Below are 25,763 nucleotides of genomic sequence, written 5' to 3'. Positions count from 1 at the left end.
CCAATAACAACAAGAAGGTCAAACCATGACTAGTCATTGCCGTTTTCCATCGGTTCATCTCAAACCCTCCCATACCCTGCGTTGGGTGATCTGCAGCCTGCTGTCGATTCACTATGGCCATCAGGCGTTCGCCGCCGATGTGGTGCCGGTGAGCGGCAATGCCCAGCGCTTCACCGTGAAGGATGTACCGGTGTTGAACATCGTCGCGCCCAACCCGGCTGGGGTTTCCCACAACCGATTCGTGGACTACAACGTGCAAAGCGCAGGTTTGGTGTTGAATAACGCGGTGGCGGCGGGACGCTCGAAACTGGCCGGGCAGTTACCGGCCAATCCGCAGTTCAGCGGCCGGGCGGCCGGCTTGATCCTCAACGAAGTAACCAGCCGCAAGGCCTCCCATATCAACGGACCGCAGGAAGTGTTCGGGCGCGCGGCCGACTACGTGCTGGCCAACCCCAACGGCATCACAGTCAACGGCGCCAGCTTTATCAATACACCGCGCGCCAGCTTTGTAGTGGGCAGCCCGGAACTGGAGGACGGCAAGCTCAAGCGCCTCACCACCTTCAACGGTGCCAATACCCTCAATGTGGGCGAGCGAGGCGTTAGCAACAGCGCCGGCGCCCTCGACCTGATCGCTCCACGCATCAGCACCCACGGTACGCTCACCGCACGGGACGATCTCAACGTCTTGATCGGGCAGAATCGCCTGCGTTACGCCGACGCCGTCATCGAAAGCAGCGGCCGGGCAAGCGCCCGCCCGGTCGACGCGCAGCTGTTGGGCGCCATGCAGGCCGGACGCATCAACATTATCAGCACCGCCGACGGCGCCGGGGTCAAGATCGCCGCGCCGCTGACAGCGCGCGGCAATCTCAAGGTGACGTCGGCCGGCAACCTGTCCATCTCCGGCAACCCTGAGCCGGTGCGCACCCGCATCAGCAGCACCAACGGCGACGTCGCCCTCGCCGCCCACAACGATCTGACACTATCGGCGGTTGAGGTGCAGGGTCGCGCCATCGACGCCAGCGCCGGACGCCATCTGCGCCTTGAGGCCAAAACCCGCAAAAGCCAGAGCCAACAGCAAGAGTCCTGGAAAAAGAAGGTGTTGTTCATCACTACCGAAACCTACGACAAGACCACCACCCAGATCGACGTCGAACACGTCGGCACCCAGCTCAAGGCACGCACCGATCTGACGCTCAAGGCCGGTGGCGATCTGCAATTGTCGGCCTCCAGCGCCAGCGCCGGTCGCAACCTGCACGCCACGGCCGGCAGAGACCTGCGCCTTAGCGCTTTGAACGACTCCCAGACCACCCGCGAAACCCTCAACCACCGCAAGGGCCTATGGCGTGGGGATTACGACACCTCGCGCACCACCGAAACCGCCCGCGCCAGCAGCCTGTCAAGCAACGCGGCGATGAGCGTACGCAGCGGCAAGAACCTGACGGTGCTGGGCAGTCAGGTCCAGAGCCAGGGGGACCTGACGATCGAGTCCGGCAAACAGGTCAATGTCGGCGTCACGCGCGCCGCCCAGCAACGCACGCAGAACAACTACGAAGGCGACCTGCTCTCCGGCGCCGTGTTCGGCAAAAACGACAAGGACAACCGCAGCGAAGACCAATCCATCGGCAGCCGCGTCAGTGCCCAGGGCACCTTGCGGGTCACCTCCGACGATGTGCTGATTACCGGCAGCCAGGTGCTGGGGCAGCAGGACGCGGTATTGATCAGCAACAGCGGCTCGCTGACGATCGACGGCAGCCAAAGCCTGGTGCACTCGGAAAAGTCGCGCTCCGACAGCAAACTGTTCGGCCTATTCAAGGACCAGACTGACGAGCGGAAAAACGCCAGCAACCTGGTGCGCAGCCAGGTGAAGTCCCAGAGCAATCTGCGCCTGCAAAGCGCCAGTGATCTGAATGTGATCGGCGCGGATGTCGAAGCAAAGGCCGAGTTGAAACTGACCGCCGCGGGCGATATCAACTTGCTAGCGGGCACGAGCCGCGACACCACGGTCACGCAGACCACCCGCAACGGGTTCACCTCTTCCACCACCGAGACCAAACAAGCGGCGCCCGGCATCAAGGGCTCGAAACAATTTCAAGCCGGGGTCGGCTATAGCCAGGAGCACAACACCACCACCCAAGACAGCCTCACCCATAAAGGCAGCCAACTCAAAGGCGCCACGGTGGACATCACTGCCGAAAATACCGTGCGGGTCAAAGCCTCGGACGTGAGCAGTACCCAGGGCGATTTGAACATCGCCGGCCACGCCATCGAACTGCTCAGCGAAGCCGACACCACCACGCGCGTTAGTGAAACCGATACCTTCGGCCTTGGCCACTTTGTCACCGGCGGCATGGATCGAGCCGGCGGCGGTTACAAGGTCGGCCAGGAAGAGGTGATGACAAGCAGCGCCTCCACCACCGTCAAATCGAGCCATCTGAGCAGCGCCGGCGATCTGAATCTGGTTGCCGACAAGGGCCAGGGCACGCTGTTGACCGAGGCCGCGCAGGTCAAGGCTGACAAAGACCTCACCCTCAGCGCCGGCAGCGTGGAAAACCGCGCGGTCTCCAACAGCACCGTCGAAACCGAGCAGGTCAAGGGCTGGACCGCCAGTATCGGCAGCAACATCGAATACAAAGACCTCACCCGCCCGGTGCAGAAACTGGTCGAAGGGGTGGATCAGAGCAAGTTCTATCAACCCTCGGTGCTTGATGCGATTGAACCACCCAACCTGGGAGTCGACCTGGCCGTCAATGTGCTGAACACCCGCGCCGAGAGCGGAGGCACCACAGCGGTGGTCAGCACCTTCGAAGGCGCCACCGTCAACGTGCAGGTCGAGGGTGCATTGACCGATACAGGCACACGCTACACGGCCACCGAGGGCGGCGTGTCGATCAAGGCCGACAGCCATACCTTCAACGCAGCCGAGAACAGCAGTTGGCAACAGGACAACGGCACCGACACCGACGTTTCGTTAAGGCTGTACACCACCACCGGCCGCGACCTGAATGCGCGGGTTCTGGGCGTGGGCGGCAGTTTCGACCTGGGTAACACCACCCGTACCGCAGTGCCAGGCAGCATCGAGGGCAAACGCGGCATCAGCGTGCAGTTGGGCAGCGACGGCCGCTACGAAGGCAGCCGCTTCGACGCGGGACGCGGTGATTTGAAGATTCAGGCCGCCGGTTCGCTGACCTTCAACCAAGCCCGCGACTGGCAGGGTTCCGGCGAAGGCACCTTGAGCGGTTTCGGCTGGGTTGAACTGGGCAGCAGCCCAGGCACCAGCAAGAAAGCCAACGCGGGCTTCCAGTTGGATAAATCCGACTTGAGCGTCGAAGACTCCCAAGGCCGCAGTGCCGATTTGATCGCCGACGGCGTGATCGAAATCGACGCCGGGCAGGACCTGACCCTGCACGGCGCCAAAGTCGGCACGCCCAACAGCGGCGATATTCGCCTCACGGCCGGAAACCGCTTTGAGTTCCTGGCCGGGGTCGATACCCACACGGCCAATGGCGACGGGATCGGCGGCGGGGCTCGCGTCAGTGCCAAAGCGACCCAGGCTGACACATCCAGCAGCAAGAGCGGCAGCGCCGGTGCCCAGTTCAGCCTGGCTGACATCGACGAACACAGCGTGTTGCAGCGCGGTGGCACGCTCGATAGCGCGGGCATCGTGCGTATCCAGGCCGATCATGTGCGCCTGCAAGGAGTGCAGGGCCAGGCCCAGGCGTTTGAGCTGGCGGCCACCGGCGGCGACTTGGTGCTGGAGTCTGCGGTCTCCAACGAGCACCGCAACAACCGCACTATCGCCGGCGGCCTGGGTGTGAGCGGCACCCGCAGTACGGACCCGGCCAATAACGGTTCCGGCCTGTTCGCGCGCGCCAAGGGTGGCGTGGACCAACTCAGCAGTCAGACCCACGACAATACCCGCCTGCGGGCCGATCGCATTCAACTCGACAGCCGCGGCGATACGCAGTTGCTGGGGGCCACCGTCACGGCGCGCGAGGTCAGCGGCACAATCGACGGCGACTTGGTGGTGCAGAGCCGTCAGGATCAGGTGGAGGGCTTGAAGGTGCAGGTCGACGCGCAATTGACCACGGAAAAGAACCCGGCGGGCGCGGTCGATAAGCTCAGCGTGGCCGGCGGGCCATGGTCGGGCAAGCTCAAGACCGCCGGAAAGAACCTTTACGAAAAAACGGCCGACAAGGCGCGCACGCTCAAGGACAAGCTGATCAGCAAGGTCGGTGGCTCACCCGCGACCCAGGCCGGTACCGGCGCGGCCACGGGGTCATCCACGTTGAAGAACCTGCTGTTTCAAAATCCGGCTTACCGCGACACCACACCCACACTGCTGGGGGACTTCAGCTGGTTCAGCAATAACACGGTCGCCGAGGCGTCCGGCATCAACGGCGGCGACGGGGTAACGCTGCATGTGGGCGGCGCAGTCGACCTGACCGGCGCGCGCATCGCCTCCAGCCATGGCCGCGTGGCACTGGGCGAGGCGAAGATTACTGGCCGCGACATCCAAGGCCGCGACACCCGCACGGATTTCTCGCTCAACGCCTCGACCTCGCCCCAGCAACTGGGCACAGCGCTCTACGCAGCGTTCAACAACCCCCGTGACCCGCAAAGCCAGCGCGATGAGCATTTCAACTTGGGCCTGTTGCGTACCGGCGGCCACGATCAAGGCCAACACCTGATCAGCGGAGTCGATCAATAAGCGCGTTAAAAACATCCAGGCCCCTGTGCACAGGGGCCTTGCTCAGTTGCTCCAACACGCTTTTAAAACAAGCGTATGTTTTTCCATTGACAGCTCCCCGGCATCCTCATAACCTCGCCAGACTTTCAACGTACCGGGTGAACGGACGTGGGCAGCATCTATTTGATTCGACATGGCCAGGCCTCCTTCGGTGCAGACGACTATGACGTGCTGTCCCCCATCGGCGTGGAACAAGCGCAAGTGCTCGGTCGCCACCTGGCGGACATGGGCCTGGTGTTCGACCGCTGCATAGCCGGCGACCTGCGCCGCCAGCAGCACACCGCCACAGCCGCGTTCGATCAATACCGCACCCTCGGCCTGCCGACTCCCACCCTGGAAACCGACAGCGCCTTCAACGAATTCGATGCCGACGCCATCATCCGCGCCCTGCTCCCCGACCTGCTCGACAGCGAGCCCGATGCTTTGGACATTCTGCGCAATGCCGCACAAAACCGCGGCGAGTTCCAACGCATCTTCGCCCTGATCATCGAACGCTGGCTGGCCGGCACCTACGACCCACCAGGGCTGGAAAGCTGGCTGGGGTTTGTCGAGCGCGTCCAAGGCGGCCTGCAGCGTCTGCTGGAAGCAGCCGAAAACACCCACAAAATCGCCGTGTTCACCTCCGGCGGCACCATCACCGCCCTGCTCCACCTGATTACCCGCATCCCTGCCGCCCAAGCCTTCGAGCTGAACTGGCAGATTGTGAACACCTCGCTCAACCAGCTGAAATTCCGCGGTCGCGAGGTGGCCCTGGCTTCCTTCAACAGCCATACCCACTTGCAACTGTTGAAGGCGCCGCAGCTCATCACCTTCCGATGAACCGCGGCCAACCGTGACCCCAAGGTCACTGGACTCCACCCTTAAGGATCGAAACCATGACTGACGTAGCCAAAGCTGTAGAAGCAATGAAAGCCAAATTCAACCCAAGCGCTGCCGAAGGCTTGGACCTGGTGTTCGGTTTCCGCATCGACGACACCAAGAACTTCTCCCTGGTGGTCAAAGACAAGACCTGCGAACTCAAAGAAGGCGAAAACCCAGACGCCCAAGTCACCCTGGTGATGGACAGCGACACGCTGGAAGGCATCGTCGACGGCACCACCGACGGCATGCAGGCGTTCATGGGCGGCAAGCTGCGCACCGAAGGCGACATGATGCTGGCGATGAAACTGAGCGAACTGTTTCCGGCCTGATAAGTCGATGTTCAAAGAATCCCGCCCCCCGGCGGGATTTTTCGTTCAACCTGGTGGCCTCCGACTAACCGCATATCGGCCTTATTCCCCTCAAGCCTTCGGCGCAACACTTAATAACAACGCAACCAATGCACTCCACCCGGTTTGGTGTGACGCCCCCAGGCCGCGGCCGGTTTCGCCATGGAAATATTCGTGAAACAACACCAGCTCACGGCTGAGGGGATCAGTCTCCAACTGCGCATACCCCGCCATCGACGGGCGTGAACCGTTTTCATCCAATAGAAACAAGCGAGTCAACCGCTGGCTGAGGCCGTCGGCCACTTCTCCCAGTGACGCCAGATAACCGCTGCCCGCCGGGTACTCCACCGAAAAGTGATCGGCGTAATAACGCTCAAACTCGCGCAGGGACTCGATCAGCATGTAGTTGATGGGCATCCACAACGGCCCGCGCCAATTGGAATTACCGCCGTACAGCCGCGAGTCGGATTCACCTGGCTGGTAACGCGCGCACAACGTATCGCCATTTATCTTCAGTGCCAGGGGTTGGTCCGCGAACGCCGTGGATAGTGAGCGCACGCCAAACGTTGAGAGAAACTCGTCGTCAGCCAGCATGCGCCGCAGCAGATCCTTGGTCCGTTCGCCACGCAGCAGCGCCAGCAACAGGCGATTGCCCTGTCCCGGTTCGTTCCAGCGCGATACCAGTGCGGCCAAATCGGGCCGGTGGTGCATAAACCCCAGCAGGCGCTCGCGTAGCCCAGGCAAACCTTCATGCTCGCGTTGCTCCAACACCAGCACGGCAAACAGCGGCATCAGGCCGACGATGGAACGCAGGCGTACCGGTTCGTTCTGGCCGTCTGGGCGACGCAGCACATCGTAGAAGAACAGGTCCTGCTCATCCCATAGGCCTTCCTGGCTATCGTCGACCCGGTTGATGGCACCGGCGATATACAAGAAATGCTCGAAAAATTTCACCGCAATATCCACATACACGGGATTGCGCTTGGCCAACTCCAGAGCGATACGCATCAAATCCAGCGCATAGGCCGCCACCCACGCCGTGCCGTCGGCCTGATCGAGCTGATAGCCAGGCGGCATCGCAGCCGAGCGATCGAACAGGGCGATGTTATCCAGGCCCAGGAAGCCGCCCTGGAACAGATTGCGCCCCTCAGCGTCCTTGCGGTTGACCCACCAGGAAAAATTCAACAGCAGCTTGTGGAAAATCCGTTCAAGAAAGTCCAAATCACCGATACCGGTCAGCGCCTTGTCCTGCTGATACACGCGCCAACTGGCCCATCCATGGACCGGCGGGTTGGCATCGTCGAAACGCCATTCGTACGCCGGCAATTGGCCGTTGGGATGCATAAAGCGATCTTTGACCAGCAGTAACAACTGGTGCTTGGCATACCCCGGATCGATCAACGCCATGGCAACGGCCTGGAACCCTTGGTCCCAGGAGGCATACCAGGGGTATTCCCAAGTGTCGGGCATGGTCAGGATGTCGAAATTGGACAGGTGCCGCCAATGGCTATTGCGCAGGTGCAAGCGCTCGGGCGGCGGCGCAGGTTGGGTGGGATCGCCGTCGAGCCATTGGTTGACGTCGAAGTAGTACAGCTGTTTGGACCAAAGCAACCCTGCCAGGGCCTGGCGCTGCACATTGCGCGCGTCTGCGTCGCTGATGCCGTGTTGCAATGCCGCGTAAAAGTCATCCGCTTCCCGGCGGCGTTGTTCGAACAGTTTGCGGGCATGGACCTGGGGCGCTTCCACGGGGGCGAAGCGCAGGTACAGGGTCTGGCTCGCCAGCCCTGGCAGATCGAGGATGAAACGCGCGGCGACCTTGGTGCCGGCGTCGCGACGAATCGCCGAATGCGCCGCGTTCACCACGTAATCGTTGATGCCATCCTTGAACGGCCCCGATGCTGGCTGCCCATCGAGGCGAGTGGTGTTGCTCTCGTTTTCGCAGAACAGCCACTCCAGCCCGTCCTGGCCCCAGGCGCTGAGCCAGCGATCCGGCAATGCAGGATGACGCGCCAACACCCGCTCGCCGTCCAGGCTCAACCGTGGCTTGGGTGCATCGAAGGTCCAGCTCCAGTCATTGCGCGCCCACAACTGAGGCAGCACCTGCAGGCGCGTCGGCTGCGGCGAGCGGTTATGCACGATGATGCGCATGAAAATATCGTCTGGCTGGTGCTTGGCGTATTCGACGCTGACATCGCAATAACGGTTGTCCTCGAACACCCCGGTATCGAGGATTTCATACTCAGCATCGCCCAAGCCTCGTCGGGCGTTCTCGGCGACCAAATCATCATAGGGGAACGCTGCATGCGGGTACTTGTAGAGCATGCGCATGTAGGCATGACTCGGCACGCCATCGACGAAAAAGTACAGTTCCTTGACGTCCTCCCCGTGGTTGCCTTCAGCGTTGTTCAGGCCGAAAAGACGCTCCTTGATGATCGGGTCGCGCTCGTTCCATAGCGCCAGGCCCAGGCACCAATGCTGCGCCTTGTCGCTGAACCCGGCCAGACCATCTTCGCCCCAGCGATAAGCGCGGCTACGTGCGTGATCATGGGGAAAGAAACGCCAGGCATCGCCGTCGGCACTGTAGTCCTCTCGTACCGTGCCCCACTGGCGCTCACTTAAATACGGGCCCCACACGCGCCAGGCATCGGCGCCCTCACCCACCAGGCGCTGGCCCTCGATCGTTTGCAGAATAGATGCGGTCATCCAACCCTCCAACAGGCACTGGTTGGCGGCCAGTGTAGAACCCATCCCCGTATCAATGCACATGAACTCGGTTTTACCTTGACTCATTCGTTTGCAGAATGAAGTCCAGAGGATTCTTCGTTTGCAAGCCGCCTCGGGGCTCAACAAAATCCGGACAACGGCCACGCCCTCTTTCATTGTCATCAGGAATTTTTCTATGCCAGCCAGCGCCCATGTCAGCCCCGACGAGATCCGCAAGGGTTTTTCCAAGGCCATGTCCGAGATGTACCGCGCTGAAGTCCCGCTGTATGGCGCGCTGATGGAGCTGGTGGCGCAGGTCAACGCGCAGACGCTGGAGGCTGATCCGCGGCTGGCACAGCACCTGCAGCGCACCGGCGAGATGCAACGCCTGGATATGGAACGCCACGGCGCGATTCGCCTGGGCACGGCTGCCGAGCTGGCAACCATCCGCCGTTTGTTCGCGGTTATGGGCATGCAGCCGGTGGGTTATTACGACCTGACGCCGGCGGGCGTGCCGGTGCACTCCACGGCATTTCGTGCGGTGCATGAAAGCGCGCTGCAAACCAGCCCGTTCCGCGTGTTCACCTCGCTGCTGCGCCTGGAACTGATTGAAAATCCCGACCTGCGCGCCTTCGCCGAAAACGCCTTGGCCAAGCGCTCGATCTTCACCCCGGGCGCCCTGGCGCTGATCGAACAAGCGGAGCGAGACGGTGGCCTAAATGTCGAGGATGCCGATGAATTTATCCGACAGGCCCTGGAAACCTTCCGCTGGCACCACACCGCGACCGTCAACGCCGCACAGTACCAGCAACTCAGCGACCAACACCGCCTGATCGCCGACGTGGTGGCCTTCAAAGGCCCGCATATCAACCATCTCACTCCGCGCACGCTGGACATCGACCAGGTGCAAGCGGCCATGCCCGGCAAAGGCATCACACCCAAGGCCGTCATCGAAGGCCCGCCACCCCGCCAGTGCCCGATCCTGCTGCGCCAGACCAGCTTCAAAGCCCTCGACGAACCCATCGCGTTCACCGACGCCCAAGGCAGCCACAGCGCACGTTTCGGCGAAATCGAGCAACGCGGCGTCGCACTCACGCCCAAGGGCCGCGCGCTGTATGACCGACTGCTGAACGCCGCCCGCGATGAACTGGGGGCGTTCCCCAGCGAGGCGAACGCCGGGCGCTATGGTCAACTGCTGGCGCACCATTTCCAGGCCTTCCCCGACACCTACGCGCAACTACGCGAACAGGGCCTGGCCTACTTCCGCTACTTCGCCACTGCCCAAGGCCTGGCCGCACGCGGCAACCCCGCACAACCCCGCACCCTGCCGGAGCTGATCGACGCAGGCCATATCGATGTGGAACCGCTGGTGTACGAGGACTTCCTGCCGGTCAGCGCGGCGGGGATCTTCCAGTCGAACCTGGGGGACGCTGCGCAAAGCCACTACGCAGCCAACTCAAACCAGGCTGAATTCGAAAAAGCCCTCGGCAGCCCGACGATTGATGAATTGAAGTTGTATGGGGAGACACAACAGCGGTCGGTGGATGAGTGTATGCGGGCGTTGTTGGAATAATCGCTGCCTTTCAAACACTTCGGGACAAACGATGTAGGAGCGAGCGTGCTCGCTCCTTGGTTCTGCTCAGCCCAACTGCGCCACAATCTTATCTTTGACCAACAAGCGTTTTTTCTTCAGTTTCTCCACGTCTTCATCGCTGGCACTTGCTCCTTCGGCCTTTACCACTTCCGCGTCGGCGACGTCGTATTGGTCGAGCAGCGAATCCAGGCGTTTGTCACTTGCCCTGCGTTCGTGAACGGCCTCCTTGCTCAACCCCAAATCCTGATACAGGTCGTGTTTCACTGGCATGGCGTACCTCCGCATGTTGATCGATGGCTTACGACCTTGAAGCTAGACCATTCTCACGGGCTTTGTCATGTCCTGGGTGAATCTTGCCCCGTTCGTCGCGGCAGGTGAGATGAGATCAAACCTTTTACGACGCCCTGCCCTCCACTGCAGATCGCAACCCGAGGGAGACCGGTTCATGACTCATCCAGCCACTGCTGTCGACACTCAATGCATCAACACCCTGCGTACCCTGGCGATGGATGCCGTGCAGAAGGCCAATTCCGGCCATCCCGGCACGCCCATGGGCCTGGCGCCGGTGGGGTATACGCTGTGGAGCCGATTTTTGCGCTACCACCCGGAGCAGCCTGATTGGCCTAACCGAGATCGTTTTGTGTTGTCGGTGGGGCATGCCTCGATGCTGTTGTATTCGCTACTGCACTTGGCCGGCGTGGTGGAGGTCGATGCCCACGGTCAGCGCACCGGCCAGCCGGCGATCAGCCTGGACGATATCAAGCAGTTCCGCCAAGCTAACTCGAAGACGCCGGGGCACCCGGAATACCGCATGACCACCGGTGTCGAGACCACCACCGGCCCGCTGGGCCAGGGGTGCGCCAATAGCGTCGGCATGGCCATGGCCGAGCGTTGGCTGGCTGAGCGTTTCAACCGCGACGGCCAGGTGCTGTTCGATTACAACGTCTACACCCTGTGCGGCGACGGCGACATGATGGAAGGCATCAGCAGCGAGGCCGCATCCATGGCCGGCCACCTGAAGCTGGATAATCTGTGCTGGATCTACGACAACAACACCATCAGCATCGAAGGCCATACTGAGCTGGCGTTCAGCGAGGACGTGATCAAGCGCTTCCAGGCCTATGGCTGGCACACGCTGCATGTCACCGACGCCAACGATCTGGGGGCCTTGAGCCAGGCGCTGCAAGCGTTTCAGGCCAATACCGGGGCGCCCACCCTGATCGTGGTCGACAGCGTGATCGGCTACGGCTCGCCCCATAAGCACAACACCGCCGCTGCCCATGGCGAACCCTTGGGCGATGAAGAAATCCGCCTGACCAAGGCCGCCTATGGCTGGCCCGAGGATGCCCAGTTCCTGGTGCCCGATGCCGCACGCACGGCATTGCGCGATGCGCTGTATGAGCGGGCCGAACCGTTGTTCCAACAATGGAATCAGACCCTGGCCAGCCTGGACCCACACCGTGCCGACGAACTGCGGCGCATGCGCGCCGGCGAGATGCCTGCGCACTGGCAAGACGAATTGCCAACCTTTGAAGCGGACGCCAAGGGCGTCGCCAGCCGCGCTTCCGGTGGCGAAGTACTGAATGCCTTCGCCCGACAAATCCCCTGGCTGCTTGGCGGTTCGGCGGACCTGTCGCCGTCGACCAAGACCAACCTCACGTTCGACGGCGCCGGGCGTTTCAGCGCCGACGACTACAGCGGGCGCAACCTGCATTTCGGCATCCGCGAGCACGCCATGGGCGCGATCGCCAACGGTCTGGCGTTGTCTTACCTGCGGCCCTACACCTCCACCTTCCTGGTGTTCAGCGACTACATGAAGCCGCCGATCCGCCTGGCGGCAATCATGGAGCTGCCGGTGGTGTTCGTGTTTACCCATGACTCGATCGGCGTGGGTGAAGACGGGCCGACACACCAACCTATCGAACACCTCACCCAGCTGCGCGCCACCCCAGGGCTGTTGACCCTGCGCCCGGGCGACGCCAATGAAACCCTGGAATTATGGCGGGTCGCCCTGGCACAGACCCACCGGCCCAGCTGCCTGGTGTTGTCGCGCCAACCGTTGCCGACGCTTGACCGCAGCCGCTATGCGGCGGCCTGTGGTGCGGCCAAGGGCGCCTATGTGCTGGCGGCGGCTGACCAGCCTGAGGTGATCCTGATAGCCACGGGCAGCGAGGTCAGCCTGGCCGTGGCCGCCTATGAACAGCTCAAGGCTGAAGGGATTGCCGCGCAGGTGGTGTCGATGCCCAGCTGGGAGCTGTTTGAAGACCAGGACCAGGCCTACCGCGACAGCGTATTACCGCCTGCCGTGAAGGCGCGCGTGGTGATCGAACAGGCCGGCCCTCTGGGTTGGGACCGTTATGTCGGCCAGACTGGCGCCAAAGTGGTGATGAACAGCTTCGGCGCCTCGGCTCCATTGGCCAAGTTGCAGGAGAAGTTCGGGTTCACGGTTGAGCATGTGATGAAACAGGCCAAGGCTCAGATCGACCTTAACCAGCACTGATCAAAACCTGTGGGAGGGGGCTTGCCCCCTCCTACCTTTGGCCCCCATCACTTATTAGATCATCGCCTTGGCAAGGAACGGCGCAGTCCGGCTCTTTTTGCTTTTGGCCACCTTCTGCGGCGTGCCGCAGGCCACTACGTTGCCGCCCAGATCACCGGCTCCCGGGCCGATATCGATCACCCAGTCGCTCTGGGCCACCACGCGCATTTCATGTTCCACCACAACTACCGTGTGCCCCGCGTCCACCAGTTGATTGAGCTGGCTGAGCAAGCGGTCGACGTCCCGTGGGTGCAGGCCGGTGGTGGGTTCATCCAATACATACAAGGTGGCGCCACGGGCATTGCGTTGCAGCTCGGTGGCCAATTTGATGCGCTGCGCTTCGCCGCCGGACAGCTCCGTCGCCGGTTGGCCCAGGCGCAGGTAACCCAGGCCGATATCCCGCAACACCTCCAGCGAACGCAGCACGCCCGGCTGTTCGGCAAACACCTCCACCGCCTGGTTCACCGTCAGCCCCAGCACCTGGGCGATGTTCATGCCTTGCCACTTCACCGCCAGGGTTTCGGGGTTGTAGCGCGCGCCATGGCAGGTTGGGCACGGTGCGTAGACGCTGGGCATAAACAGCAACTCGACGCTGACAAAGCCTTCGCCCTCGCAGTTGGGGCAGCGGCCCTTGGCGACGTTGAACGAGAATTGCCCGGCATCGTAGCCGCGCTTCTTCGCTGCCGGCGTGGCGGCAAACAGTTTGCGCACGTTGTCGAACAGGCCGGTGTAGGTTGCCAGATTGGAACGCGGCGTGCGGCCGATGGGTTTCTGATCCACCTGCACCAAACGCCGGATATGATCCAGCCCAGCGCCGATACGTCCGCCGCTTGCTTGCGGCGCGTCATCTTCCAGGCTTGGTTCCTCGTCGCTTTCCACCATGCGCCCAAGGCCACTGCCCACCAGTTCGAGCAGTGCCTGGCTGACCAGGCTGGACTTGCCTGAACCGGAAACCCCGGTGACGGCGGTAAAGCAGCCCAGCGGAAAATCCACCTGCAAATCTTTAAGGTTATTGCGCGTTACGCCCTCCAGCGTCAGCCAGGCGCTAGGCTCACGACGCGCGGCAGTGGCCGGACGCGGTGCGGCGAACAGGTACTCGCGGGTCTGCGACGCCTGCACCTCGGCCAGGCCGGCGGGCGGCCCGCTGTACAGCACTTGCCCGCCCTGCTCGCCGGCAGCCGGGCCGACATCGATCAGCCAATCGGCGCGGCGCATGGTTTCCAGGTCGTGCTCGACTACAAACAACGAATTGCCCGCCGCCTTCAACCGCTCCAGCGCGGTAAACAAGGCTTCGCCATCGGCCGGATGCAGGCCGGCCGATGGTTCGTCCAACACATAAATCACCCCAAACAATTGCGAGCCCAACTGAGTGGCCAGGCGCAAACGCTGCAGTTCGCCGGACGACAAAGTCGGCGTGCTGCGTTCCAGGGACAGGTAGCCCAAACCCAGTTCGATCAGTGTATTAACGCGTTCCAGCAGGTCCTCAGCGATACGCTGCGCCGCCAGGCGCTTTTCCACCGACAGTTTCATGCGGTCTTCGCCCGCCGCCACCGGTCGCAGCAACTCGGCCAGCTGCGTCAACGACAGCTGGGACAACTCGCCGATGTCCACCCCGGCAAATTTCACCGACAACGCCGCTCGGGTCAGGCGTTTGCCCTCGCACAGCGGGCAAGGGCTGCCCTGCATAAACTGCGAGACGCGCTTTTTCATCAGCGCGCTCTGAGTGTGGCTGAAGGTGTGCAGGATATAGCGCCGCGCACCGCTGAACGTGCCTTGGTAACTGGGTTCCAACTTGCGCTTGAGCGCCTCGCGGGTCTGCTCCGGGGTGAAACCGGCATACACCGGCACCGTTGGGGTTTCTTCGGTGAAGAGAATCCAATCGCGCTGTTTTTTCGGCAGGTCGCGCCACGGAATATCCACGTCATAGCCCAGCGTCACCAGGATGTCGCGCAGGTTCTGGCCCTGCCACGCCAACGGCCAGGACGCCACCGCGCGCTGGCGGATGCTCAGGGACGGATCGGGCACCATCAGCGCCTCCGTTACCTCATACACGCGGCCCAGCCCATGGCATTGCGGGCACGCGCCCTGGGGCAGGTTCGGCGAGAAATCCTCGGCATACAGCATGGCCTGCCCCGCCGGGTATTGACCGGCGCGGGAATACAGCATGCGAATCAGGCTCGACAGGGTGGTCACACTGCCCACCGATGAGCGTGCGCTCGGCGTGCCGCGCTGCTGTTGCAGGGCCACCGCCGGCGGCAGGCCTTCGATGCTGTCCACATCCGGCACGCCCACCTGGTCGATCAAGCGCCGCGCATAAGGCGCCACCGATTCGAAATAGCGGCGTTGAGCCTCGGCATACACCGTGGAAAACGCCAGGGACGATTTGCCCGAGCCGGACACGCCAGTGAACACCACCAGGGCATCGCGCGGGATGTCCACATCAACGTTGCGCAAGTTGTGTTCGCGAGCGCCGCGCACGCGCACAAAGCCAGCGGCCTGGGCCGTGAGCGGCGGGAGGTTGCGTTGTGAGGTCATGGTCAACCTTATCGAGCGGTGAGCACGCTGCGCACCCGTTGCGTCAGGGCTTCGGGGCTGTAGGGCTTGCTCAGCAGATGAATGTCGGGGGTCAGCAGATGGTTGTTGGAGAGGATGTCGCGGGTGTGGCCGGAGGTGAACAGTACCGGCACCGGCGGAATTTGCACCCGCGCCCACTCGGCCAGGTCGGTGCTTTTGACCCGGCCCGGCATCACCACATCGGTGAAAATCAGCTCCGGTTGCAGGCCCGCTTGCAGCTGGCGCATGGCCTGGTCGCCATCTTCGGCGGTGAGCACGGTGTAGCCCGATTGTTCGAGCACCTCCACCACGGTCAGGCGCACGCCCTCGTTGTCTTCCACCACCAGGATGGTTTCCCGGCCACACTCAGAGACCACCGGCTCGGCCGGCACCTCCAGGCACTCCTCGCCCAGGCTGCGCGGAAAATACAGCTGCACCAAGGTGCCCTTGCCCTCTTCGCTGCACACATCCACATGGCCGCCACTCTGACGCACAAAGCCGAACACCATACTCAGGCCCAGGCCCGTGCCGTGGCCATCACGCTTGGTGGTGAAGAAGGGTTCGAACACTTTGGACTGGATGGCCGGCGACATGCCCACCCCGGTATCGGCCACGGACAGACGCACGTATTCGCCAGGGTTGACGCTTTTGCCCACGCAATCGTCGGGGTTGAGGATGATGTTTTCGCCGCTGATGCGAATCACACCTTCGCCTTTCATGGCGTCCCGGGCATTGATCGCCAGGTTGAGCAAGGCGTTTTCCAACTGGTGACGGTCGACGTGGATGCACCAGGGGTCGCGGGGCAATTGCACGTCGATATGAATGGTTTCGCCCAAGGCGCGTTGCAGCAGTTCACCCAGGGTTTCGTAAATACGCAGCGGGTTGTACACCGCTGGCGACAGCGGCTGGCGCCGAGCAAACGCCAGCAATTGGGCCGACAGCTTGGCGCCACGGTCCACGGCGGCAATCGCGGCGCTGACTCGGCGTTGCACATGCTCATTGTGCGGCTCATGCCGCGCCAGCAAATGCAGGTTGCCGGAGATCACTTGCAGCAGGTTGTTGAAGTCGTGGGCCACGCCGCCGGTGAGGCCGCCAATGGCTTCCAGTTTTTGCGACTGGCGCAACTGGTCCTCAGCGGCGGAACGCGCCTGCACTTCGGCGGCCACCCGCTGTTCCAGGTTGTGCGTGAGTTCTTGGCGCACCTGCTCGGACTTCACTAGTTCGGTGGTCTCCACCACAATCGCCAACACCCCGGCCGGTTGCTGGTCATCGCCGGCGACGGGGCTGTAGTACAGATCGAGCCACACGGTCTCCGGCAGGCCGTTGCGCAACAGCACCAGGTCTTTATTGTTGAACGATAAGGTGCCGCCAGCCAGGCAGGTGTCCACCACATGCCGATTGAAATCCGCCACTTCCGGCCAACCCAGTTCCACCGGCGTGCCCAATAGATAAGGGTGACGTCCACCGGCAAAAGCCGAGTAACTGTCGTTGTAAATCATGTAGCCCGCTCGCCCCCACAGCATCACCATCGGCACGGGAGACGCCAGCATCATTTGCACGGTGCAGGCCAGGCTGGTGGACCATCGATCGATCGGTCCAAGGTCAGTGGTTGACCAGTCGAATGCGCGAATACGCTGGGCCATTTCACCGGCCCAACCTTCACAGCCGTGTGGGTTGGATAAAAATTGCATCGTTCGGCTCTGCGCAGAGAAAGGACGGTCGCAACAGTTGGAGCGCACCGGGGGCGGATCGTTTCATTTGCATACGTTAGGGGCAATTCGCCGCATATGCTACTGGGCTCAACGAAAATCCCGGCTGCGCACATCCATGCCATCGAGCAAGGCGGACAGATCGGTCAGCCGCCCGGCGATCAGGTGCCTCACCTCGCCTACCGCTTCCCAGCGGCCATCGACTTTGAGCAGGCGCGAGCCGACCAGAGCCAGGCGCTGACGTTCGGCAAGGTCGCGCCAGACCACCACGTTCAGGTTGCCGAACTCATCTTCCAGGGTCACGAAGGTCACCCCGCTGGCGGTGCCGGGCCGTTGTCGCCCGGTAACCAGCCCGGCAACGCTGACATTGCGCCCATGCTCCACCGCCATCAGCTCGCGGGAGCTGCGGCAGCGTCGTTGACGCAACTCGGCGCGCAGCAGCGCCAGTGGATGCGGGCCGAGGGTGGTGCCCAGGGTGGCATAGTCGGCGTGCAGGTCTTCGCTGACCGTGGGCGCCGGTAATACCACCGCGTCTTCGTCGGGGCTGGGCAGGCCGGCAAACAATCCCAGTTGCTTGTGCACGCCGGCCACCTCCCAGCGTGCGCGGTGACGATTGCCGGCCAGGGCACGCAAGGCGCCGGCATCGGCGAGCAGGGCCTGGGCTCGCGAGTCCAGCGCGGCGCGACGGTCCAGGTCGGCGATGTCGCTGAATATTTGCTGCCGGCGCGCCGCTTCGATGCGCCGGGCATCCTCTTCACGAAACCCCGATATCAGGCGCAAGCCCATGCGAATCGCCGGTTGCGCGCCGTCGATGGGTTCCAGGCTGCAATCCCAGTCGCTGGCCTGCACATCCACCGGGCGAATCTGCAAGCGATGGCGCCGCGCGTCCTGCAGGATCTGGTCCGGGCTGTAGAACCCCATGGGCCAACTGTTGATCAGCGCGCACGCGAACGCCGCCGGTTCATGGCACTTGAGCCAGCAACTGGCGTAGGTCAGCAAGGCAAAACTGGCCGCATGGGACTCGGGGAAACCGTAGCTGCCAAACCCCTTGATCTGCTCGAAGATCTGCGCGGCGAATGCCTCGGTGTAGCCGTTTTTCAGCATGCCATCGCGCAACCGCTCGCGATGGGGCTCAAGGCCGCCGTGGCGTTTCCAGGCGGCCATGGAACGGCGCAACTGGTCGGCCTCGCCGGGGCTGTAGTCGGCGGCCACCATAGCGATCTGCATCACTTGCTCCTGGAACAGCGGGATGCCCAGGGTGCGTTGCAACACGGTTTTCAGTTCGGGCGACGGGTAAGTCGTCGGTTCTTCATGGTTACGCCGCCGCAGGTACGGATGCACCATGCCGCCCTGGATCGGCCCGGGCCGCACAATGGCGACCTCGATTACCAGGTCATAAAAGACCTTGGGCCTGAGCCTTGGCAGCATGGCCATCTGTGCCCGCGACTCGATCTGGAACACGCCAATGGTGTCGGCCTTGCTGATCATGGCGTAGGTGGCCGGGTCGTCCTTGGGAATGCTGGCCAGCGACAGGTCGCGACCGCGATGCTGGCGCAGCAAATCGAAGCAACGGCGGATCGCACTGAGCATGCCCAAGGCAAGGATATCCACTTTGAGCAGGCCCACCGCGTCAAGGTCGTCCTTGTCCCACTGGATAATCGTACGCTCGGCCATGGCGGCGTTTTCCACCGGCACCAGGGTGTCCAGCGGGTACTCGGAAATCACGAACCCACCGGGGTGCTGGGACAGATGCCGAGGGAAGCCGATCAGCTGCTGGGTCAAGGTCAGCACCCGATGCAGGATCGGCGTATGCGGGTCGAAGCCTGCTTCGCGCAGGCGCTCCAGAGGTGGTGCGTCGTCACTCCAGCGCCCGCAGCAATCGGCCAGGGCGTTGATCTGATCCGGCGGCAACCCCAAGGCCTTGGCCACGTCACGCACCGCGCCGGCAGCGTGATAAGTGCTGACCACCGCGGTCAGCGCCGCGCGGTGGCGGCCGTAGCGCTGGAATACGTATTGCAGCACTTCTTCGCGGCGTTCGTGTTCGAAGTCCACGTCGATATCCGGCGGCTCGTTGCGCTCCTTGGATAAAAACCGCTCGAACAACAGGTTTGTCAGGCTCGGGTCGATCTCGGTGATGCCCAGGGCAAAGCACACCGCCGAATTGGCCGCCGAGCCACGGCCCTGGCACAGGATCGAACGGCTGCGGGCGAGGCGCACAATGTCATGCACCGTGAGGAAATAGCTTTCGTAGCCCAGATCGCTGATCAGCCCCAATTCGTGGTCGATCTGCATTGACGTCTTGGCCTCGACGCCGTAGGGCCAGCGCCGCGCCATGCCTTCTTCGGTAACCGCGCGCAACCAGGTTTTAGCGGTATGCCCCTCGGGCACCAATTCACGCGGGTAGTGATAGCGCAACTGGCCGAGGTCGAAAGTGCAACGACGCGCGATGGCCAGGCTTTCGTCGAGCAGCGCTTGCGGGTACAGCGCGCCGAGGGCGTCAAGGCTGCGCAAGTGCCGCTCGCCGTTGGGGTGCAGGCGCGTGCCGGCCTCAGCCACGCTGACGTGATGACGGATGGCAGTCATGGTGTCTTGCAAAGCGCGGCGCCCACGTACGTGCATATGCACATCGCCACAAGCCACCGCTGGTATTTGCAGACTGGCGGCCAGGTTCAGGCGTTGCTGCAAGTGGCGCGCATCGTCCTGCCCGCAATGCAGATGCACCGCCAACCACAGGCGTTCGGCGAAGGTCTCACGCAGCCATTGGATCGACGCCTGGGTGTCATCGTCAGCCGCCACCCACAACGCCAGCAGGCCGGGCATCGGTTGATCGAAATCGTCTTGCAGCAGGCGATAACGGCCCTTTTCGGCGCGGCGGCGGGCCACGGTGATCAGCCGGCACAGGTGCTGGTAGCCGCTGAGGTCTTGCACCAGCAGCACCAGTTTCGGGCCGTTTTCCAGGCGCACTTCGCTGCCGATGATCAGCGGCAGTTCCACCGCCTTGGCCGCCTGCCAGGCGCGCACGATGCCCGCCAGGCTGCACTCATCGGTGATTGCCAGGGCGCTGTAGCCTTGGGCCTTGGCCCGTTCGAACAACTCCAGGGCACTGGATGCACCGCGCTGAAAACTGAAGTTGGACAGGCAATGCAGCTCGGCGTAGCTCATGCAAACCAGCCTTGCAGCCACAAGCCATCGCTCTGCCCCACGTTGCGGAAAGCCCAGCCGCGTTGGCCGGTGCGGGTCTGCACCAAGTAATAATCGCGACGGATATCGGCGCCGTCCCACCAGCCGGATTCGATACGCTCCGGGCCCATCAGGATATGCACGCCCTGCTCGGCCAATGGGCTCGGTTGCGGCAGCAGCCAGCCGGGGCGCTGCACCTTGTTCAAGCCTTGGCAGGCACGCGGGTCCGCTGCCGCTTGCCAGGCACACTCCGGGCGATGATCGGCATGAAAGCGCAGGCCCTGCACAGCGTCATCCCCCAGGCGTGCGCGCAGGCGTTCGCGCAATTGCTCCCAGGGCAGGGTTTGTTGCGGGCGCTCGTCGAACAGGTCCTGACGCTGCGGCACAAACACCGGCAGGTCTTCGGCCAGCAGGCGAAGGCTGCGCACCGGGGCGCTGACTTGCACCTGCTCCAGGCGCCCGCGCGCCAGTTCGAACAGCATGCCCGGTTCGCGCTCGGCACTGAGCAGGCCGACTTTGATCACGCTGTCGGCAGCCTGGGCATGTTCCAGATGCAGATCGAAACGCTGCACGCCACTGTCGCGACCGCAGAGGAATGCGGACAGATCGGCGGTCAAACGGCGCAAAGGGAATAGCAGCGCCTGATGGGAATGCACGTCGAAGTTCAGTTCGATGCGCACGTCAAACCGGTCGGGTGGCTGGTAGAAGTCCAGAGCCAACGGGCGCTGGCCGCTCAAGGCATCCAGGTGCTGGAGCAGACCGGCGTCAAACCGCCGCGCCAGGGTGTGCCGAGGCAGGGCCTGCACGTGGGCCAGGGTACGCAGGCCCATGCGCGATAACGCGGTAGCCGCCTGCGGCTCCAGGCCGGCGCGGTCGATGGGCAACGGGGCCAGGGCCTGCTGTAAAGCGGCGTCATCGGCCACGGCCAGACCATCATAGAGATTGGCCAACACCCGCGCCGCCGCCGGGTTGGGCGCGGCGACGATGCGGTGGCGAAAGCCCAGTTCGGTCAACTCCTTGCGCAGGCGCGCTTCGAACAGCGGCCAGGGCCCGAACAGCCCCAGGCTCGATTCGATTTCAAACAACAAGGCGCGGGGGTAATACACGCTGACCTGAGAACTGAAACGGTAGGCCCAGGCCGCCAGGAATTGCTGCCAACGCTCAATCTGCACGGGGTCGTATTCGGCGCTGGCAAAGGTCTTGACCAGCGCATGGGCCGCCGTCAGGGACTGGCCAGGCCGTAAGCCCAACGCAAGCGCGGCGGCATTGACGGTTTGCAGGACGCGCCGCTGCGGCGTACCGGCGAGCAGGGCCAAGGGCGCATCCGGTTCGGGGTGCAGGCGCTGCACCCCGTCCAGCGCCAATTGCGGGAAGACAATACACACCCAGCGCATGGCAAGCTCAGTGCCCGGCCAACGCAATCGGCGCCGGATGGGCCAGCCCGCCGCGACACTTGAGCACGCGCACCTGGGCGGGCCTGGCCTCGACGGCCAGGCGCAACGCGGCAGGCGATGGGTTGATTGCTTCACTCAGGGCACGCCAGGCAAAAGCCAGGGTCTGGCCGGTTTCGGCCGCCACCTGCAAGCGGCGCAAGGCACGGTCATCGGCCTTGTGCGGCCAGCACAACACGGCGCCGCAACTGCCGGAACGCAGGCACTGTTCCACAGCCCACAGCACGTCGCGCTCCTCGGCCTGCACCACTGAGAGCTGACGCACGTCCACCCCGGCGTTCTGCCAGGCATGGGGGTACGGCGTGTAGGGCGGCGCCACCAGCACAATGCGCTCCCCCGCCGCCGATAAGCGCGCCAGGGTCGGCAGCACCAGTTGCAATTCGCCCACGCCGTCCTTGGCCATCAGGATTTCACTCAAGGCCGACGCCGGCCAACCGCCGCTGGGCAGCACCGCATCCAGCGCCGCCAGCCCGGTGGGATGCAGGCTGGCCGGTGGCGCGGCGGGCCGGCCCTTCCAGACGCGGCCACCATTGAACAGCGCGTCCAGGGCAACCACGGCGCCCATCAGCCTTGCCTCACCAGGCCGCAGAACACCCCTTCGATGGCCAGGTCCTGGTCGGGGCCCACCACAATGGGTTGGTACGCGGGGTTGCGGGGCAGCAGACGCACCGTGTCGGCGTTGCGTTCAAAACGTTTGATGGTGACTTCGCCGTCCAGGCGCGCCACCACGATCTGCCCATTCAAAGCCTCGGCACTGCGCCGCACGCCCACCAGGTCGCCGTCAAGGATGCCGTCTTCGATCATCGAGTCGCCCTGCACCCGTAGCAGGTAATCCGGTGTTTTCGCGAAGGTAGCCGGGTCCAGTTGCAGGCGGCTGTGCACTTCGGCATCGGCGCCAATCGGCAGACCGGCGGCCACACGGCCAAGCACAGGCACATCCAGCCATTCGGGTCGCGCCGGCTGATTGAGCAGGCGAATACCACGGGCTTGGTTGGGGTTGACCTCGATAAAACCGGCTTCGGTCAGCGCCAGCACATGCTTGCGCGCCACGCTGCGCGAGGCAAAACCGAACGCCTCGGCGATCTCGGCGAGGCTGGGGGGCTGGCCTTGCTGCGCGATGCGGTCGCGGATAAAGGTCAGGATGGCGGTACGGCGGGGGGTCAGGGTCGTCATGGAGTACATTTGTACTCCTGTGGGAAATTTCTGACAATAGCCGTCAGTCGGGGTTGTGTTGAACCAGCGATAAGTCGATCAAGCAGGTAAGGGAATAGTCCGCAGCGGTCGCACCGACTTGTAGGAGAAGCTCGAATAGATCTCTTTGACGCACGGCAACGTCTGTAGCACCTCGCGGGCAAATTCGCCGAACGACTCCAGATCCTTGGCCACCACCTCCAGCAAGAAGTCATAGCGCCCCGACACGTTATGGCAGGCCACGATTTCCGGAATATCCAGCAGCCGCTGTTCAAAAGCGCGGGCAATCTCCTGGGTGTGACTCTCCATCATGATGCTGACAAATGCCGTCACCCCATACCCCAGCGCCTTGGGCGACAGGATCGCCTGGTAACCGCTGATTACCCCGCTTTCCTCCAGGTTTCGTACCCGGCGCCAGCATGGCGAGGTGGTTAGCGACACACGCTCGGCCAGTTCGGCCACCGTGAGACGGGCATTGCTTTGCAGGGCGTTTAACAAGGCTTTATCGGTACGATCGAGGTGAGTGGGCATAGCGTGCCTCTAAACGTTATTTTTATTGTCTTTTCATCCCCTGATACGGGATTTGGCAGCAAACTTGGCAAAGTTCGGCCGCGATTTCGAGCATAGCATTGTAGGAAACAAGGAGCGCCCGACATGCACAATAAACACAAGACATTCGGCTTTTCCACACGCGCCATCCATCACGGCTATGACCCCAAAGACCATCACGGCGCCCTGGTGCCGCCGATCTATTTGTCCGCCACCTTTGCCTTTCCCACGGCCGAATACGGCGCTGCCTGTTTTGCCGGTGAGGCCAACGGGCATTTCTATACGCGCATTTCCAACCCCACCCTCGCGCTGCTGGAATCGCGCATGGCCAGCCTGGAGAACGGCGAGGCGGCGGTGGCGTTCAGTTCCGGCATGGGCGCAATCGCCGCGACGTTCTGGACGCTGTTGCGGCCCGGCGATGAGGTGATCGTCAGCCAGACCCTTTACGGCTGCACCTTCGCCCTGCTGCACCACGGCATCGGTGAATTCGGCATCAAGGTGCGCCACGTCGACCTGACCGACCTGGCTGCGCTGCAGGCCGCGCTCAGCCCTGCCACGCGCATGATCTACTGCGAAACCCCGGCCAACCCCACCCTGCAACTGGTGGACATCGCCGCCGTGGCCGCCCTCGCCCACCAGCAGCCGAATGTGACCGTGGTGGTCGACAACACCTACTGCACTCCCTACCTGCAACGCCCCCTCGATCTCGGTGCCGACGTGGTGGTGCATTCGGCCACCAAGTACCTCAGCGGCCACGGCGATATCACCGCCGGCATTGCCGTGAGCAACCAGGCCCTGGCCCAGCGCATTCGCCTGCAAGGCCTCAAGGACTTGACCGGCGCAGTGATGTCGCCACAGGACGCGGCCTTGCTGATGCGCGGTCTCAAAACGCTGGGCCTGCGCATGGACCGCCATTGCAGTAATGCCCAAGCCGTGGCCGAAGCCTTGCAGGCCCATCCCGCCGTCGAGCACGTTACCTACCCCGGCCTGCCGTCTTTCCCACAGTACGCATTGGCAAAACGACAGATGGGTCAGGCCGGCGGCATGCTGGCCTTCGAGCTAAAAGGCGGCATCGACAGCGGCCGGCGCTTTATGAACGCCCTGCAATTGTTTACCCGCGCGGTCAGCCTGGGGGATGCCGAATCGCTGGCCCAACACCCGGCGAGCATGACCCATTCCACCTACACCCCGCAGGAACGCGCGCAGCACGGTATCAGCGAAGGTCTGGTGCGGTTGTCGGTCGGGTTGGAGGATGTGGCCGACCTGCTGGCGGATGTGCACCAGGCGTTGGCCAAGTGCATGCGCGTGGCGCCGCGTGCCAAGGCGATGGCGACCCACGCCGCGAGATAACGGCGCAGGCCTGACGCGGGGCAAGCCCGCCCATACAAGACATCACGTGGCATTGAGCCGGTCTCAAACCCTCGGTGCCATATACTCGGCAATCCGCGCCCGTAACCAGCGCTCCGCCGGATCATTGTCGTGCACCCCGCTCCAGACCATCGACAACTCCGCCGCATCAATCGCAAACGGCGGGTCCTCGGCGCGCAGGGTGGTGCCCTCGGTCAAAGCGCATGCCGCGTAGTCCGGCACGGTGGCGATGATCTGCGTGCCCGCCAGCAACGCCCGCAACCCGCTGAATTGCGGCACCGCCAGTACCACCCGCCGGGCGCGGCCGATGCGCGCCAGGTCCAGGTCGATATTGCCGCTCAAGTCCCCGGAAAACGACACCATTGCATGGGGGCGCTGGCAGTAATCATCCAGGCTCAGCGGCGCCACGCCGTCATCGCCGCGCAGCACTTTGCACGGTATATCCCGCAGCTTCTTGCGCTTGGCGTTCGCCGGCAATTCGGTGGTGTAGCTCACGCCTACGGAAATCTCGCCACTGGCCAGCAGCGACGACATCAACAGGTAATTGGCCCGGCGGACCACCACGATGATCCCCGGCGCTTCTTCGCGCAGTTGGCTAAGCAACGGCGGAAACAGGCCGAACTCGGCGTCATCGGACAAACCGATGCGGAACACCGCGCAGCTGGTGGATGGGTCGAAATCCTTGGCGCGGCTGACCGCGCCGGAAATGGTGTCCATGGCCGGTTGCAGCTCCTTGAGTATCGCCACTGCCCGTGGCGTGGGCTCCATGCCCCGTCCGTTGCGCAGCAGCAACGGGTCGTCGAACAGATCGCGCAAACGCCCCAGCGCTGCGCTTACCGCCGGTTGGCCCATAAACAGTTTTTCAGCGACTCGGGTCAGGTTCTTTTCGAACATCAAGGCTTCGAAAATCACCAGCAGGTTCATGTCGACGCGGCGCAGGTCGTTGCGGTTCATGGCGCTATCCAGACGGT

The 25,763-nt window shown here is 63.2% G+C and carries 16 protein-coding genes; 6 read left to right on the top strand and 10 right to left on the bottom strand.

The window, feature by feature from the left end; genetic code table 11:
* Positions 1–25 precede the first annotated feature (25 nt).
* From YA0848_RS20405 to YA0848_RS20395, 3 genes are all read left to right on the top strand, one after another.
* Positions 26–4,708, top strand: a complete 4,683-nt coding sequence (locus tag YA0848_RS20405) for a hemagglutinin repeat-containing protein (protein WP_169903124.1) — start codon at positions 26–28, stop codon at positions 4,706–4,708.
* Between the two features lie 147 nt (positions 4,709–4,855).
* Positions 4,856–5,566, top strand: coding sequence for a histidine phosphatase family protein (locus YA0848_RS20400; protein WP_034098340.1), 711 nt, complete (start codon positions 4,856–4,858; stop codon positions 5,564–5,566).
* Positions 5,567–5,622: 56 nt separating this feature from the next.
* Positions 5,623–5,937 (top strand): SCP2 sterol-binding domain-containing protein, encoded by a 315-nt coding sequence (locus tag YA0848_RS20395; protein WP_034098342.1) that lies wholly within the window; start codon positions 5,623–5,625, stop codon positions 5,935–5,937.
* A 90-nt stretch (positions 5,938–6,027) separates the two neighbouring features.
* Here the strand turns inward: YA0848_RS20395 and YA0848_RS20390 are convergent, their stop codons facing one another.
* Positions 6,028–8,658 (bottom strand): MGH1-like glycoside hydrolase domain-containing protein, encoded by a 2,631-nt coding sequence (locus YA0848_RS20390; protein ID WP_169903125.1) that lies wholly within the window; start codon positions 8,656–8,658, stop codon positions 6,028–6,030.
* Positions 8,659–8,854: 196 nt separating this feature from the next.
* Between YA0848_RS20390 and hglS the strand changes: the two genes are divergently transcribed.
* A complete protein-coding gene (gene hglS, locus YA0848_RS20385; RefSeq protein WP_169903126.1) occupies positions 8,855–10,231 on the top strand; it encodes a 2-oxoadipate dioxygenase/decarboxylase HglS in 1,377 nt (458 codons plus the stop codon).
* A 66-nt stretch (positions 10,232–10,297) separates the two neighbouring features.
* Here the strand turns inward: hglS and YA0848_RS20380 are convergent, their stop codons facing one another.
* Positions 10,298–10,522 (bottom strand): DUF465 domain-containing protein, encoded by a 225-nt coding sequence (locus tag YA0848_RS20380; RefSeq protein ID WP_034098345.1) that lies wholly within the window; start codon positions 10,520–10,522, stop codon positions 10,298–10,300.
* Between the two features lie 175 nt (positions 10,523–10,697).
* Between YA0848_RS20380 and tkt the strand changes: the two genes are divergently transcribed.
* Positions 10,698–12,752, top strand: a complete 2,055-nt coding sequence (gene tkt, locus YA0848_RS20375) for a transketolase (RefSeq protein WP_169903127.1) — start codon at positions 10,698–10,700, stop codon at positions 12,750–12,752.
* Between the two features lie 54 nt (positions 12,753–12,806).
* Here tkt and uvrA read toward each other — a convergent pair whose 3' ends face one another.
* The 7 genes from uvrA to YA0848_RS20340 form a co-directional block, all read right to left on the bottom strand.
* On the bottom strand, positions 12,807–15,326 hold the full coding sequence (gene uvrA / locus YA0848_RS20370) for an excinuclease ABC subunit UvrA (protein ID WP_034098349.1): 2,520 nt from the start codon (positions 15,324–15,326) through the stop codon (positions 12,807–12,809).
* An 8-nt stretch (positions 15,327–15,334) separates the two neighbouring features.
* Positions 15,335–17,035 carry an ATP-binding protein gene (locus tag YA0848_RS20365; RefSeq protein WP_169903128.1) on the bottom strand — a complete coding sequence of 567 codons (1,701 nt, stop codon included), beginning with the start codon at positions 17,033–17,035 and terminating at the stop codon, positions 15,335–15,337.
* A 108-nt stretch (positions 17,036–17,143) separates the two neighbouring features.
* Positions 17,144–20,215 carry an error-prone DNA polymerase gene (locus YA0848_RS20360; RefSeq protein WP_184315849.1) on the bottom strand — a complete coding sequence of 1,024 codons (3,072 nt, stop codon included), beginning with the start codon at positions 20,213–20,215 and terminating at the stop codon, positions 17,144–17,146.
* Positions 20,212–21,627 carry a Y-family DNA polymerase gene (locus YA0848_RS20355; protein ID WP_169903130.1) on the bottom strand — a complete coding sequence of 472 codons (1,416 nt, stop codon included), beginning with the start codon at positions 21,625–21,627 and terminating at the stop codon, positions 20,212–20,214. Before YA0848_RS20355 ends, YA0848_RS20360 begins: the two co-directional genes overlap by 4 nt.
* Before the next feature lie 7 nt (positions 21,628–21,634).
* A complete protein-coding gene (imuA, locus tag YA0848_RS20350; protein ID WP_034098357.1) occupies positions 21,635–22,249 on the bottom strand; it encodes a translesion DNA synthesis-associated protein ImuA in 615 nt (204 codons plus the stop codon).
* Complete coding sequence (gene lexA, locus YA0848_RS20345) at positions 22,249–22,866, bottom strand: transcriptional repressor LexA (protein WP_034098359.1); 618 nt, start codon at positions 22,864–22,866, stop codon at positions 22,249–22,251. The genes imuA and lexA overlap by 1 nt, the downstream gene beginning before the upstream one ends.
* Before the next feature lie 69 nt (positions 22,867–22,935).
* Positions 22,936–23,406 carry an Lrp/AsnC family transcriptional regulator gene (locus YA0848_RS20340; RefSeq protein WP_034098361.1) on the bottom strand — a complete coding sequence of 157 codons (471 nt, stop codon included), beginning with the start codon at positions 23,404–23,406 and terminating at the stop codon, positions 22,936–22,938.
* Positions 23,407–23,529: 123 nt separating this feature from the next.
* Between YA0848_RS20340 and YA0848_RS20335 the strand changes: the two genes are divergently transcribed.
* Entirely contained in the window at positions 23,530–24,774 is a 1,245-nt protein-coding gene (locus tag YA0848_RS20335) for a methionine gamma-lyase (RefSeq protein ID WP_034098362.1), read from the top strand.
* 63 nt (positions 24,775–24,837) lie between these two features.
* Here YA0848_RS20335 and YA0848_RS20330 read toward each other — a convergent pair whose 3' ends face one another.
* Positions 24,838–25,746, bottom strand: a complete 909-nt coding sequence (locus tag YA0848_RS20330) for a LysR family transcriptional regulator (RefSeq protein ID WP_034098364.1) — start codon at positions 25,744–25,746, stop codon at positions 24,838–24,840.
* Positions 25,747–25,763 lie beyond the last annotated feature (17 nt).

The sequence above is a fragment of the Pseudomonas sp. S4_EA_1b genome (assembly GCF_016307435.1).
In the GTDB taxonomy this organism is placed as follows: Bacteria; Pseudomonadota; Gammaproteobacteria; order Pseudomonadales; family Pseudomonadaceae; genus Aquipseudomonas; species Aquipseudomonas rhodesiae.
Note: the sequence above shows the minus strand (reverse complement) of the source record. Positions and strands in the feature narration are given on the sequence as shown.